Origin of the sequence: Burkholderia sp. R-40 (assembly GCF_049942845.1) — a bacterium.
GTDB lineage: Bacteria > Pseudomonadota > Gammaproteobacteria > Burkholderiales > Burkholderiaceae > Burkholderia > Burkholderia ambifaria.
Map to the genome: position 1 here is coordinate 299,031 of NZ_CP187969.1, position 13,775 is coordinate 312,805.

General features: G+C 65.7%; 11 protein-coding genes. 3 read left to right on the forward strand and 8 right to left on the reverse strand.

From position 1 onward, the window contains the following. Positions 1-23 precede the first annotated feature (23 nt). The 5 genes from ACP26O_RS30135 to ACP26O_RS30155 form a co-directional block, all read right to left on the reverse strand. Positions 24-587 carry a chloramphenicol phosphotransferase CPT family protein gene (locus tag ACP26O_RS30135; RefSeq protein ID WP_175664619.1) on the reverse strand — a complete coding sequence of 188 codons (564 nt, stop codon included), beginning with the start codon at positions 585-587 and terminating at the stop codon, positions 24-26. Positions 588-755: 168 nt separating this feature from the next. Continuing rightward, a complete protein-coding gene (locus ACP26O_RS30140; RefSeq protein WP_175664618.1) occupies positions 756-1,886 on the reverse strand; it encodes a sensor histidine kinase in 1,131 nt (376 codons plus the stop codon). Between the two features lie 135 nt (positions 1,887-2,021). Continuing rightward, complete coding sequence (locus ACP26O_RS30145; RefSeq protein ID WP_175664617.1) at positions 2,022-2,405, reverse strand: response regulator; 384 nt, start codon at positions 2,403-2,405, stop codon at positions 2,022-2,024. A 227-nt stretch (positions 2,406-2,632) separates the two neighbouring features. Next, a complete protein-coding gene (locus tag ACP26O_RS30150) occupies positions 2,633-3,277 on the reverse strand; it encodes a response regulator transcription factor (RefSeq protein WP_012372787.1) in 645 nt (214 codons plus the stop codon). 118 nt (positions 3,278-3,395) lie between these two features. Further along, positions 3,396-8,453, reverse strand: a complete 5,058-nt coding sequence (locus ACP26O_RS30155; RefSeq protein ID WP_175664616.1) for a trifunctional serine/threonine-protein kinase/ATP-binding protein/sensor histidine kinase — start codon at positions 8,451-8,453, stop codon at positions 3,396-3,398. 545 nt (positions 8,454-8,998) lie between these two features. Between ACP26O_RS30155 and ACP26O_RS30160 the strand changes: the two genes are divergently transcribed. Further along, positions 8,999-9,235, forward strand: a complete 237-nt coding sequence (locus tag ACP26O_RS30160; protein WP_175664615.1) for a DUF4148 domain-containing protein — start codon at positions 8,999-9,001, stop codon at positions 9,233-9,235. Between the two features lie 401 nt (positions 9,236-9,636). Then, positions 9,637-10,068 (forward strand): universal stress protein, encoded by a 432-nt coding sequence (locus ACP26O_RS30165; protein ID WP_175664787.1) that lies wholly within the window; start codon positions 9,637-9,639, stop codon positions 10,066-10,068. A gap of 76 nt (positions 10,069-10,144) precedes the next feature. Here ACP26O_RS30165 and ACP26O_RS30170 read toward each other — a convergent pair whose 3' ends face one another. The 3 genes from ACP26O_RS30170 to ACP26O_RS30180 all read right to left on the reverse strand — a co-directional run bounded on the left by ACP26O_RS30170 (position 10,145) and on the right by ACP26O_RS30180 (position 12,728). Further along, positions 10,145-10,585 (reverse strand): DUF3331 domain-containing protein, encoded by a 441-nt coding sequence (locus ACP26O_RS30170; protein ID WP_012372791.1) that lies wholly within the window; start codon positions 10,583-10,585, stop codon positions 10,145-10,147. Positions 10,586-10,681: 96 nt separating this feature from the next. After that, positions 10,682-11,071 (reverse strand): BON domain-containing protein, encoded by a 390-nt coding sequence (locus tag ACP26O_RS30175; protein ID WP_011660645.1) that lies wholly within the window; start codon positions 11,069-11,071, stop codon positions 10,682-10,684. Positions 11,072-11,309: 238 nt separating this feature from the next. Further along, a complete protein-coding gene (locus tag ACP26O_RS30180) occupies positions 11,310-12,728 on the reverse strand; it encodes a sensor histidine kinase (protein ID WP_175664614.1) in 1,419 nt (472 codons plus the stop codon). Between the two features lie 332 nt (positions 12,729-13,060). Between ACP26O_RS30180 and ACP26O_RS30185 the strand changes: the two genes are divergently transcribed. Next, on the forward strand, positions 13,061-13,738 hold the full coding sequence (locus ACP26O_RS30185) for a TetR family transcriptional regulator (protein WP_126223833.1): 678 nt from the start codon (positions 13,061-13,063) through the stop codon (positions 13,736-13,738). Positions 13,739-13,775 lie beyond the last annotated feature (37 nt).

Genomic DNA, 13,775 nt, shown 5'->3' on the forward strand with positions numbered 1-13,775 from the left:
GATGTACACAGGGATAGCCAGCGTCAGTCACCGCGAAGTGCTAGTGCATGGATGACCAATAGCGCGCATTCCTCGGGGGTGGCTTTGCTTGTGTCTACCATCACATCGTAGGCCACATTGGCATGCACTTTGTCATACTGCCATCGAGCCAGTCCTATAAGCCGATCTCCGCGTTGCCGTTCTCGTTCCTCAAGAACATCCAGCGGGCAGTGGACACCAACCATGCTTACTTTGAACGGCGCCAGCAACCGAGCATATTCGGCCTTCTCATCGCCAAGAAGAACCTCGTCGACGATGAGATTGTTTCCTTGGTTCGCCAGCGCAACGATCGCGTGTCGCATACCCTCCATGGCTCGTCGGGCAATAGGCCCGCTCTGTATCGATACGACATCCTTGCCATCCTCGACGAATGAGGAAAAGGTAAATCCGGCTGGATCGTTCATGTAGCGAGCCGGTAGCATGTCTAGAAACATATCCATCTGAACATGCAGGAATGCGCTCCCCAGCCTTGTCTGCAGCGCTCGCGCGAGAGATGTCTTACCTGAACTGCCGGCACCGTTGAGAAGGAGGATTTGAGTGGGCGTCATCACTTCAGTGTATCGTATCCGGGCCGCGAACAAGGCCGCTCGGGGTAGTCGACCGGGGCCGATGACTCAACGCAAATCGGTTGGTAGGTTCCATGGCATGAGCACCGCGTAGTCGTCGGCGGTTGCAGCAAGCGGCAGCTTCGCGAACCGCCAGCGGCGCTGCGTACGTCAGGAAAGATAGCCTCCGCAACGACAGGCGCGTGCCGGCTCGCCCGCGACATCGTGTCCCGCAGTAGCAGCGAGCGGCAACGTCACGCGCGCTTCGAGGCCTCCGGTGCTGCGATTGTTCAGCTGCAGCTCGCCCTGCATCGCTTGCGTCAGCCGCCGTGCGATCGCCAGCCCCAAACCGGATCCCGGCGCACGCGCCGCTGTCTGCGGCGCCCGATACCACGGCGTGAACACCGCCTCCATCTCCGCCGGCACGATGCCAGGCCCCGAATCCACCACCGCAAGCATCACGCGCCGGGCATCGACGCGAACGCACAGGCGGACATCGCGCCCGTAACGCAATGCGTTGTCGATCAGGTTGACGAGCACGCGCCGCAGCGCATGCGGAAACGTCACGAGCGGACAGTCCAGCCGCCCGTCCAGCGCAACGGCAAGCCCCGCGTCGCGATAGTTGTCGACGAGCGAGCCGAGCAACTCATTCACGTCGACACTGCGCGGCGGCTCCGCCACGCTGCACTGCAGCCGTGCGCAGGCAAGGCTCGCGTTGATCAGCTCGCCCATCTCGGCAAGGTCGCGCTCCATCGCATCGCGCAACGTGCGATCTTCCAGCATGCCGCTACGCAGCATCACGCGCGTCAGCGGCGTGCGCAGATCATGCGCATAGGCGGCGAGCACATGCAGCAGTTCCGTTACGCGATCCGCATGCTGGTGATGCGCGCCATTGATCGCGGCGGCCAGTCGCGCGATCGACGGCGTGCCGCGCTCGACCAGCGAACGAGGCAGCTCTTCCAGCCCATGATCCTCGAGTGCCGCCGCGAGTTGCCGGATTGCCGCGTCCAGTCGCAGCGCACGCAGCCACAGCACTGCCGCCACCAGCGCGAGCAGCGCGCACGTCGCGCTCGCCATCAGAAGATCGCGGTCGACGGCGGGAAGCAATGCATGCGCGAGCAGGTCGCGAGCGTCGTACAGCGCCGCCGCGACGAACAGCACGCCGGCGACGACGAACAGCCGGGCCGGACACGCGACGAAACCGCGTGCATGCTCGCGGCATGCGCGGCTGAAGTTGCGTATGGAGCGCGTGAGCCGAGCGTCAAACCAGGCTCCGGACGATAAGGTAGGAATGTTGGCCATCTTCGTTCTCCTGTCGCCGTCGCGGCGGACGGTACAGGGAACATGAAAACATGCGTGCGGGGGTTCGCACCATCAAACAAGCGGCCATCTACCCCCTACGAAGGTTTAGGTTGCCGTTGCGGCGCGGGCAGGCGATCAGCCGTATCCGAGCGCACGGGCGAGCCAGCCTTCGAGCTCCTGTGCGTCGATCGGTTTCTCGAGCAGGCACAGCGCGGTGCTGGCCCGCGCGCGCTCGGACGTGCGAGCGCTGACGAACGCCGTGACGAGCACCGTAGGAATGCGCAGGCCGAGCGCTTCCATCCGGGCCAGCACTTCGAGGCCATCCATGTCGGGCATCTGGAGATCGCAGATCAGGCACCGCGTGCGCGACACCGCGTCGGACGCCAGGAAGGCCGGCCCCGACGCGAATTCGCGCGCCTCTCCGCCCAGCGAACGCACGAAACTTCCCGCGGCGGCGCGCACGAAGGGATCGTCGTCGACAATGGACACGAGATCGGAGGCTGAGAGTGAAAAAGGCATCCCTGCTTAATGACGAGGGGGACGGACCGGGCCCGTCCCGAGCACTGTTACCCAAGTTGCCAGCATACCGTCACACCGCGGCATCGCCATCATACCTACGTATGGGTAGGCCCGGCGCGGGTGCATGGGCCGGTCGATGAAGGCTCCGGGTAAACGAGTGACGCTCGGGCTTTCCCAAGCCGGGCGCGCGGTGCACCGCGCCGACGCGTTTCGCGCCCGCGCCGCCGCTAGCGCGACGGCACGTTGATGCCGAGTGCGGTCATCTTGCGCACGAGTTCGGCCACCGAGCGGCACTTCATTTTTCGCATCGCCTGGCTGCGATGAATCTTGGCCGTGATCTCGGCGATGCCCATGTTGCCCGCGACCTGCTTGTTCATCAGGCCCGTCGCGACGTGTTGCAGCACCTCGCATTCGCGCGGCGTCAGCGATTCCCAACACGCGCGCAGGTCGAGCAGCGAATGATCGTCCTGCAGCCGTTTCGCATCGCGCTCGAGCGCCGCGATCACCGCATCGATCATGTCCTGGTCGCGGAACGGTTTCGTCAGGAAATCCATCGCGCCGGCTTTCATCGCCTTTACCGTCATCGCGATATCGCCGTGCGCGGTGATGAAGATGATCGGCATCTGCGGACCGCCGCTCTCCGCCAGCGACGTCTGAAACGCGATGCCGCTCTGCCCGCGCAGCCTCACATCCAGCACGAGGCATGACGGTCCCGCGCCCTTCGGTGCCGCGAGAAACTCTTCCGTCGACGCAAAGGCGCGAACCTCCAGGTCGATCGATCGCAGCAGGCTGATCAGCGCGGCACGCACGAATTCGTCGTCATCGACGACGTAGACGGTGCGGCTGTTTCGATCAGGTGTCGCGTGGGGCATTCTGGTTTCCGGCATCGATATTCGCTGATGAATTTTCAGGAGTCACCGCTCAGCTGCTCAAACACAACAACTCGCAGAACCTGTCCGCCCGGTGCGCATCGCGCCGACGGACGACACATCATGGATCGACGCGCGGCAGCATCACGGTGGCGCGCGTACCGGCACCTTCTCGCGGCGACAGCGTCAACGTGCCGCCGTGAGCGTCCACGATCGAATGCGAAATGGCGAGGCCCATGCCCATCCCGTTCTCCTTGGTCGTGAAAAGCGGTTCGAGCAGCCGGTCCGCGATATCGGGTGCAATGCCGCTGCCCGAATCCTCCACGCTCACGCGCACACTGTCAACGCCATGCGCTTCGCACGCAAGCGAAAGACGACGCGCCGTCTCGAGTTCGGCCATCGATTCGGCGCCGTTCGTCAGCAGGTTGATCACGACCTGCTGGAGCTGGATCCGGTCGCCGTATACGTAGACGGAGCCCTCGTGACTGCGCAGCTCCAGCACCACGTCCAGTGTGTCGAGCTGCCGCGCGACGAGCGCCGCGGCCTCGCGCACGGCCTCGGCAAGGTCGACCGTCGCAAACTGCGGCGCGGCCTTGCGTGCCTTCGCGCGCAGCGCCTGGATGATGCTCTTGGCCCGCGCCGCGCTCCGGTTGATGTGCTCGAGCATTGCCCGCGCTTCGCCGAGGTCGGGCGGTTCCCGGTTCAGCCAGCGCAACCCGGCGCTTGCCGACGTGTCTACCGCGGCGATCGGCTGTCCGATCTCGTGGACGATCGACGCGACGAGCTCGCCCATCGCGGTCAGCCGGCTGGCGCGCTCGAGGCCGGCCAGTGCGGCACGCAACTGTTCCTCGGCATGCGCGCGCTGACGGTTCTGCTCGAGCAGTTCCTCGTAGAGCCGCGCATTCTCGAGCGCGAAAGCGGCCTGCGACGCGATCACCTCCACCAGCGCCGCCTTGGCCGCGGTAAACATCCGCGCCGCCAGATTGTTTTCCATATACAGCACGCCGACGAGCGTTGCATAACGCATCAGCGGCACGCACATCACCGAACGCGGGCGCCGACGGCGAACGTAGGCATCCTGACCGTGAACCGGCGACTCCGATGCATCGTCGATCACCACGCCTTCCTGCGTTCGCGCGACCGCCTGCAGCACCGAGACGGGCAGCACGCTCGCCGTCAACGACACGGCCTCCTGCGTCACGACGATCGTGCCGTCGATCACGTCCGCGCGCGCCGGTACATGCCACACGCCCTCGCGCAGCACCGCGAGCGCGCCATGCTCGGCGCCGGCGCTTTCGAGCGTCGTGCGCAACAGCGTTTCCACGAGACGCGCCGGCACGATGTCGCTCGCCAGCGCGTTCGACACGCGCAGCACCGCGTTCACGTCCAGCGCGTGCATCCGGCTCCCGACCGGATTGCCGGCTCCGGCATCGAATACATCGGGATGCGTGGCCTGCAACTCGCGCACCTTCGCGAGCGCCCCCCAACGCTGCCATGCGCTCAGCGCGTGGCGCAAATACGCGTGCGCGGCAATCGTGTCGCGACCGGCATGGAAGCGCGCCGCATACTCGGCGGCCAGCGCCTCGACCTGCGTAAAGCCATGCCTGCCCGCGTGCACCACGGCGCGCGCATAGGCTTCCGCGGCGTCCAGCGGCTGCCCGTTCACGCGCGCGTGCTCGGCGCGCACCAGCTCGCGTCGCGCGACGAAGTTCTCCGGGCACGCCCGCGCCCAGACGTCGAGCTGCTCGACATGGCGCTGCAGCGCAGCCTCGTCGGACGCATCGCGGCAGGGCAGCGCCAGCAGTGCGAGCGCGCCGTAGAACGGCAGATCGGCCCGCTCGGCAAACGAACGCGCCGCATGCTCGCAGGCTTCCGCGTGCCGACGCGCGTGGAGCGCGTCCGGAAGATCGCCGAACAACAGCGCGGCCTGCAGCCTGTAGACCCAATACGCGAGATCGACCAGGGTCGGCGGCCGGCCCTCCGGCGGCGCCAACAGGTCGCGATCGTCGCTCTCGCCTTCCTGTAATTGCTTCAGCAGCATCTGCTGCGCGAGCAGCGCATCGATCACGAGCTGGAAATTCGCATCACGCGCGATCGCGAGCCCGTGCGTCACCGTATCGCGCACGTCGCCGAGAAATTCGCCGGCGAACAGCATGCCGGTCGCCTCGTTGCGCTTGCAATAGAGCGCGAACGTATGGTCGCAGCACTCGACCGTGATCTCGAATGCCCGCGAGATATACGCGCGGGCCGAGCGCGCCGGCAACACCCACGGCACCACGATCGTGCCGTGCGCCATGTAGACGCGGCCGCGATACCGATCGAGCTCGCGCTCGTCGACCAGATGCAGCGCGAGCTCGCCGAATGCCAGCGACGCGGCGTAATCGCCGTAACGTACGCCGAAGATCTGGTTCATGCAGACGTAGACGTCGGCCGATGCATCGGAATGGCCGTGCTCGATCGCCAGATTCACCGCGCGCAGCAGAATCATGTCGACCAGATCCTGGTCGGAATAGAGTGCCGGCGGGATCAGGTCGGCAAAGATGTCGACGATCGCGCGCTGCAGCGGATCGGCGATGATCGGCAGGTCGCGCAGCGCGTCGATCCCGTTGCGGTCCAGCCAGCCGCGCAGGCGCAGGTATTCGCGATGCACGTCCGCGCTGTCCGGATGGGGCGGGATATCGATGCCGGCGCGCTTCAGGAACGCAAGGCCGACACCGAGCGCGAGATCGAAGCGGCCCAGCGCCGTGTACAACGCCGCACGCAGGCGCGTGAGATCCGCGCCGAACGTGCCGTCGCCGGCTACCCGCTCCAGCTCGGCCAGGCGCGCTTTGGCGGCTTCGAGCGCACCGGTCATGAACTCGGCCTCGCCGCACAGCATGCGCGCATCGAGCCCGTCGTCGCTGGTGTCCCGCTCGCCGAGGAAATCGACGGCCGCGCGAAAGAAGCCGAGCGCAGAATGATGCGCGGTGGACGCCCGGGCTTGCCGTCCGGCCTCCAGGTTCACGCGCGCGAACGCGCGGCGCTGCGCGGATGTCGCGACCACCGCGCCGGCGAGGTTCGCCTGCGCGGCCAGCACGAACGTGTCGGCGCAGGCCTCGCCGGCCGCCAGCAAACGGCACGCGATTGCATGATGCAGCGGCGCGCGCTCGTCCTCCGGAATCGACGCATACGCGGCCTCGCGAATGCGATCGTGCCAGAACGTCCAGTCGTCGCCGTCGCGCTGGACACTGCCGGCATCGAGCGCCGCCTGCAGCCCCTCGATCGCCTCGGGCTCGCTCAGGCCGGCCGCCGTGGCCAGCAGGCGCGTCGACGCACGCTGGCCGATGCAGGCCAGCAGGCGCAACATGAATCGTGCGGCGTCCGGCAGCAGCTCGAACTGCCGCGTCAGCATCATCGCGACGTCATCGCCGCCGCGATGCGCGGCGATGCGCGCCATGTTCCAGCGCCACAGGCCGGCGCCCGCGTCGTAATCGAGCATGCCTTCGTCGGCCAGCAGGCGCAGCAGATGATGCACGAAGAACGGATTGCGGCCGGTTCTCTGCCCGATCAGGTCGGACAACGGGCGAAGCGCCTCGGTGTCCTGATGCAGCGCGTGGGCGATCAGCTCGGTCGTCGCGCGCTCGTTCAGCGGCCCGAGCTCCACCGTCAATGCATCGGCAACGTCGGCCAGCGTGCCGGCCCGCAACGGGTGACCCGCATCGATCTCGTTGCCGCGATAGGCGCCGACGAGCAGCAACGCCGTGTCGCTGTGTTGCTGCACCAGTCGCTCCAGCACCTGGATCGTGCCCGCGTCGGCCCATTGCAGATCGTCGAGCAGCAGCGCGAGCGGGCGCTCCGGCGTCGCGAAACACGCGATCAACCGGGCGATCGCTTGCAGCACGCGTTCCCGCTCCAGCCCGGGCGCCAGTTCGGATTGCTCGGGCGGCCCCGCTTGCGGGCCCAGCACCGCCGAGAGCGCCGGCAGGAATCGCGCGAGCGTGCGTCCGACGGGCGCCACGGCCGTTCCGATTCGCGCACGCCACCTGTCGAATTCGTCGTCCGCGCAACCCAGCACGAACTGCAGCAGCGGCGCCAGCGCCTCGGCAAGCATCGCATACGGCGTGCCGCGGCGCCCTTCCTCGCCCTTGCTGGTGGCCACGAGCAGCGCGCCGTCGTGCCTGATGCGCGCGACGGCCTCCAGCAGCAGCGTCGACTTGCCGATGCCCGAGTAGCCGGAAACCCATGCGACGCGCATCTCGCCACCGTCGGCGACGGCACGGTACTGCGCGCGCAACGCGTCGATCTCCGGTTCGCGGCCCACCACGTGATCGGCGTGCTGAAGACGCTGCAGCGCCGCATGAACATCGAGCGCGAACATCGGAATGCGACCGTCGCGGCGCAGGCACTGCTCGCATCGCTGCAGGTCGGCGACGAGCCCCGCCGCTGTGCGGTAACGCTGCTCCGGCGCCTTTTCGAGCAACTTCACGACGATCCGCGAAATCTGCTCGGGTATGTGCGCAAAGAGTTCGTGAGGGGCGCGCGCCGAATGCGTGGCATGCGCGTGCACGAGCCCGGCCGCATCGGTCGCATCGAACGGCGGCACACCGGTCAACTGCTCATAGAGAATGCAGCCGAGCGAATAAAGATCGGCGCGCGCGTCGACACGCAGGTTCATGCGCGTGCCGAGTTCGGGCGCCGTATAGACGAAATCCGTGTCGTCCCATTCGAGAGCGGTGTCGCGCAGCGGGTCGGTTGCATCGGGGCCGATCGCATGGCCGAAGCCCGTCAGGAATGCACGATCATCGTCATCCACGAGGAAGCGATGCGGCGCAAGCGCGCGATGCACGATACCGGCCGCATGCATCTCGCCCAGCGCAGTCGCGAGCGCAATCGCGCGCCGCAGAAACGCGGACAAACGCTGCTGCGGGATAGCTTCAACGGAGAGCGGCATCCCGCCCGGATCGGCCAGGACGAGCACCGCGCCGCCACCGTGCGACACGATGGCTTGCGGCACGGCGGACCAGCGTTCGTGCAGTGCCGAGCGCAACACATATTCGCGTTGCAGCGCCGCGACCGCGGACGGCGCCGCGACGCCGCGCCCGGCGACGAGCACCGGCGGCGCATGGTCGTCGATCGCGCGGTGCAGCCGTGGCGGCCCGGGGTTCAATTCGATAAAGCGGCGTGTCGAAAGTTCGATCATGCGAATGCAGTAAGGAAACGGTGGCGTTCATCAGCTCGAACGCCGCTGGCACGGCGGCGTGGAGCACGGCATGCGACACCCGTGCCACCGGCCACGTGTTGCGGCGGGATGCCGGGTTGTATCCGTTCGTTCGAACCCGCGGTCGTGACGCAGGCCGCGGGGCGCACTCGATGTCGCTCGTGCGGTGTCGCACCTCACCGGCCGCCTCGCCTTCTTCCAGGTACCCGTGATAACACGCGAACCCGCCGATTATTCCAGCCCGATATCGTCAATGCAACAACGCGCGCCGGCGAACGCCTTCGCGTTGCCGAAGCGCACTCGCGTCGCGCCATGATCGGCGCTTTCGTATCCGGATGTATCGCGTGTCCGCATCGATACATGACATTGCAAAACACCGCGCCGCGGACACATGCGGGATACCTTCGCGGCGCTCAATACAGATGCGACGATTCTGACGACATTCGCGACGCGGCCGGCGCATCCGGCTCCCGCGTTCGCCAGATACCGTGCATAACATTCGATCCACTCACCTTCCGGATTCCGACATGAAGACCTCAAGGATCACCTTCGCGCTCGTCGCGTTTGCTACCGCAGCCTGCGCCCATGCAGCGGCCCCCGTCGATTCGTTGACGGCGAATCAAGATGCCGTCGCCACGTCCCAATGGACACCAGCCATTGCGATGCCGACGGGAAAGACCCGTACCGAAGTGCGTCAGGAGCTCGCTCGCGCGCGCCAGAGCGGCGAGCTCGACGCGCTCAGGAAACTCTATTCCGGTCATTGAAGCACCGACGTTGTCCGGAGGTCCGGCACGGGCAGGCGCGATGCTCGCCGGCTCGTGCGCGCGCTTCATAGGCCGGCCGCCCATCCGCGTCCCGACGAAGCCACGAAGATGCCGGGATTCTTCGGCACCGCATGTGTGACCTACGCGTCGCATGACATGCACCACGAGACGGGACATCGCATCGACGCACAGACGTCGACGCGCGGCGTCACGCGCCTGCCGATGCGAACCAACCGCGACACGATCGCCGGCCATGGGGATCGCATCGGAATAAACGATCGCCATCGCGTGTTCAGTGTTAGCAGTCGCGCCCGCTTCCGCGCACGTACCCGCAACCGGTGCCCGTCATGGGCGATCTCATTCCCCCGCCGCCAATATCGAAGATGTCATCGCTGTCCAGAATGCTGCTCGTCTATGACGGATCCCACGAAGCCAACGCCGCGCTCGCACGATGTGCGTCGCTTTCCCGCGCATTGTCGGCCACGGTCGACGTCGTCGCCATCGTCGACAATGTCACCGCCAACGCGCGGTCGGCCGGACTGCTCAGCGAGCTCGCCCATCAGCGGCTGGCGGAATCCGCCCATCGCGATCTTCAACGAGCGATCGACGACCTGACGGATCACGGCATCGCCGCGCGCGGCTATGTCCGCTTCGGACGCGCGGCCGATGCCATCGCCGCACATGCGTCGACGACCTGCGTGGACATGATCGTCGTCGGTTATCGCGCGCCCACCGGGTTCGCTCGCTGGTGGCGCGAGCATCCCGTTCACTTCGATCTGGCCGAGCGCGTGCCGGGTGCGGCACTTGTCGTCGTCACGGTCGCGTCGACCTAGCGCCGCAGCGCATCGATACGCGCGGACGACGCGCGATCGCGTTCGTCCGCGGTTCTTCCGCCGTTCTCCGGCCGACTCAATTCGCGTCGGCCGCATCGATGCACGGCTGAACGGTCGCGGCAAGAATCATCCGCTGCCGGTTGCCGGGCAGACAGACATCGCTCCCGCGCGGACGAAACACCGGATCGCCGCGTTGGATCGCGCGCCCCGTCAGCGCGCAGATCGACGGCACGCGCGCGCGGCTCCTGCACCAGATTTGCTCCGCATACCGCCCTGAACACGAGTCGCTCCACGAAACAGTGATCATGGACAACGACAGGCGCTCCATCACGGCTATCCTGGTAGGCGGTTCGGCGCGCGCACGCGCGTCGTCCTCGTTCCATTGACGCAGCCCGACGCGTCGCGCCTTGTATCGCGTGCGCTGCGCTCGCAAGCACACGCTGCGCTGTTCCTGCGAAGGATCCAGGACATTGATCAACGTGCGAGCCACGATGTCCGCTTCATGCAGCATCCCCATCACCTCTTCTCCCAATCAATCGGATCGATCATGTGAAAGCGGACGCACGAATCACCGACACCCTGTCATTCGGCCCCGCGATGCGCGCGCCCTCGCTCAGGCGCCGCCTTTCTCACGCAGCATCAGCTCGCTTTTCACCGACTTGACGCCGCGGATCTTCCGGGCCGACTCGACCGCGAGATGATCTTCGTCTTCGGTTTGCACCTGGCCGGCCAGCGTCACCTGCCCGGTCGCGGCATTGGCGAAAACCGTGATCGCTTGCCCTTGCAGCCCCTTCGTTCGCGACAGCGTCCTCTGAATCGACCGCGAGAACGTGCGATTGGCCGCACGCGTGGCCTTCTTCGTCTGGGCGGCTGTCGGGGTGGACGTCACCGCGGCATCCGTGCCCGCCGCATTGGCACTTTCGTCGGCAAATGCCTGCAGTTGCAGGCCAGCGAGCAGGACGGCCGCGAGGCCGCCGTTCAGGATGACTTGTCGAATTTTCATGATGGGTTCCTTGGGTTGCTGGTATCGAATGGCACGCAGGTTCCGGCCGCATCGCGAAGCCGACTCGATCACCTGTCGCTCGAGTCGTCACCGATGCGATTCGTGTACCGGTGGAACCAGAATAAGGCGCTGCGTCGACGGCATCCATAGCATCTGAAGCTAGCTGCACAACCCGTCAGGATAGATGGCCGCATACGTTCGTATAGGCTGCGGACATGGCTGCACGCGTCGCCGCGCATCACGCCGCCCAAGGCGCGGCCACTGCACCGTCACTCGAAAAACGCGGGAGCGTCACCATTGCACGCGTGCCGCCTTCCGCGCGCGGCGTCAGTGCCAGTTGACCATCGTGCGCGTCCACGATCGACTTGCAGATGGAAAGGCCCATGCCCATCCCGCGCGGCTTGGTGGTGAACAGCGGTTCGAAGATGCGTTGCGCCACCCGCGGATCGATGCCGTCGCCGCTATCGTCGATCCGGATACGCAAGCCATCCTGAGCGTCCTCGCACGCCAGCACGAGGACGCGGCGCTCTTCAGGGATGCCCAACATCGATTCCGCACCGTTCATCAGCAGGCCGATGACGGCCTGCTGCAACTGAATGCGTTCGCCGCGCATTGGCATCGGGGACGCGAGTCCGTCGACGCGCAAGCGCACCTTCATCGCATCCAGTGTGCTTGCCATGATCTCGGCCGCCTCGGAAAGTGCGTCGGCGAGATCGAACGTCGCAAAGGCGGGAACCTCTTGCCGCGCGTTGGCGCGCAGCGCGCGGATGATCGTGCGCGCACGCTCGGCGCACGCGCAGATGTGGGCGAACATCTCGCGCGCGGCGTCGAGGTTCGGCGTGCCGCGATCGAGCCACTTCAGCCCCGCGCGCGCGGACGTATCGATGGCCGTGATCGGTTGCGCGACTTCATGGACGATCGAAGCCGCCAGCTCGCCGTACGCCTTCAGTCGATCCGCACAATCCGCGTCGGAAGGCGTGTCGCCGATCCTTGCCGCGAGGCTGTCCGCGCGGGCCTGCCGAGCGGCAAGCGCGTCATGCAGACGCAGGTTCTCCAGAACGAACCCGGCATGCAGCGCAAGGATCTCGACCAACGCGACGTTCGCCGACGTGAAAATGTCCGGCAAGTCCCCGTGTTCCAGATACAGCGCACCCAGCAATGCGCCATTGCAGCGGATCGGCACGCACATCACCGAGCGCGGCTTGCGACGGCGCACATAGTCGTCGGTCCGCCAATGGTCGGCGGCGCAGGCGTCGCGCAGCACGAGTCCGTCGCGCAGATGCACGGCGGCGGCAATGATCGGCACCGGCAACCGGTCGGCCGGCAGCCGCTCGACGTGCGGCGCATGCGCAGGCGCCGCCGTCGCGCTGGCGGCCCCCTCCCAGCCGCCGTCGCGCATCACCGCAATCACGCCCCACGTCGCCGCCGTGCCCTGTATCGCGGCCTCGAGCAATGTCCCGACGCGCGTCGCGGGCGCGACCTCGTCCGCCATCGTGTGGGAAAGCTGGCGCAACACCTGCACGTCCAGTGCGAGAAGCGATTGAGACATGAGTTCCTCGATGACCGGGGTCATTTCAGGGCCGCTCGGGCCGGAGAGCGATTTCCAGGTAGTCCGCGCAGCGAAAGCGCTGCAGGAATCGTCGAGTTCGTTGTTCATTCGTCTATCTCCTGCGTACCGGGTTGCGGCCTCTGCCAACCTGAAATTAACGTTTCATGTAGTGAGTACTCCACAAACGAATGTTAGCAGCAGTTTCTCGAAATAAAAATATGAAGATAGCGATATTCGTTCGTTACGGTGCGGGATCGGCCGTGTAGTTCGTATGCAAGCCATTGAATCTACGATGAATTTATGTCAGGTTGCGGACACGAGAAGAGTTCCGTAGAATTCGAAGTTCATGTAGCGTTCCCTGTACGAAAGTTTGCGGGAACGCCGCCCGTGCAAGTTTTTTCAGGCGGCATGGCCCGGTTGGCGGCCGCCATAGGAACGGTATGGCTCAAGCAGCAAAAGGCAAGACTGTGCGTGGAACCGGTGTCCGGGAGGCGGCGGCGCAGGAAACCCGCGACAAGATCCTGCACGCGGCGACCAAGGTCTTCGCGCGCTACGGCTACGAAGGCGGCAGCGTCGAAAGGATTTCGCGGCTGGCGAAGTCGTACGACCGGATGATCTATTACTACTACGGGAGCAAGGAGGGGCTGTTCGTTGCGGTGCTCGAAGGCATCTATCGACGGATGGACGAGGCGGAGCTCAAAATGGCGCCGGATGCTTCGAACCCCGTGGAAGCGCTCAAGTCCGTGATTCGCTTCAAGCTGGACTATTATTGGCGCAATCCGGATTTCATCACGCTGCTCAACACGGAGAACCTGCACAAGGGCAAGCACTTGTCCAAGCTCGAGCGCCGGGGCGAGTACTCGTCGCATGCGGTGGAGATCATCGCGAAGATTCTCGAGAACGGCGTCGAACAAGGCCTGTTTCGCACGGGCCTCCGGGCGCGCGATGTTTTCCTGCTGATCATCTCGACCGCGTATTTTTATACGTCGAACCTGTATACGTTGTCCGCGTTCCTCGGGGAGGAGCTGAACGCGCCGGATGCCGTGCGCCATTGGGAAACATTCGTGATCGACAGCGTGCTGCGGGTGGTCCGCAAGGATGCGTCGATCGATGATTGAGCGTGTGCCGGCGCCCATGTCGACCCTCGTGACCATC

Coding starts and splice junctions, on each gene's coding strand:
- ACP26O_RS30180 (WP_175664614.1), bottom strand. CDS start 12,728: ATGAACAACGAACTCGACGATTCCTGCAGCGCTTTCGCTGCGCGGACT.
- ACP26O_RS30165 (WP_175664787.1), top strand. CDS start 9,637: ATGCTGCTCGTCTATGACGGATCCCACGAAGCCAACGCCGCGCTCGCA.
- ACP26O_RS30150 (WP_012372787.1), bottom strand. CDS start 3,277: ATGCCCCACGCGACACCTGATCGAAACAGCCGCACCGTCTACGTCGTC.
- ACP26O_RS30185 (WP_126223833.1), top strand. CDS start 13,061: ATGGCTCAAGCAGCAAAAGGCAAGACTGTGCGTGGAACCGGTGTCCGG.
- ACP26O_RS30170 (WP_012372791.1), bottom strand. CDS start 10,585: ATGGGGATGCTGCATGAAGCGGACATCGTGGCTCGCACGTTGATCAAT.
- ACP26O_RS30175 (WP_011660645.1), bottom strand. CDS start 11,071: ATGAAAATTCGACAAGTCATCCTGAACGGCGGCCTCGCGGCCGTCCTG.
- ACP26O_RS30155 (WP_175664616.1), bottom strand. CDS start 8,453: ATGATCGAACTTTCGACACGCCGCTTTATCGAATTGAACCCCGGGCCG.
- ACP26O_RS30160 (WP_175664615.1), top strand. CDS start 8,999: ATGAAGACCTCAAGGATCACCTTCGCGCTCGTCGCGTTTGCTACCGCA.
- ACP26O_RS30140 (WP_175664618.1), bottom strand. CDS start 1,886: ATGGCCAACATTCCTACCTTATCGTCCGGAGCCTGGTTTGACGCTCGG.
- ACP26O_RS30135 (WP_175664619.1), bottom strand. CDS start 587: ATGACGCCCACTCAAATCCTCCTTCTCAACGGTGCCGGCAGTTCAGGT.
- ACP26O_RS30145 (WP_175664617.1), bottom strand. CDS start 2,405: ATGCCTTTTTCACTCTCAGCCTCCGATCTCGTGTCCATTGTCGACGAC.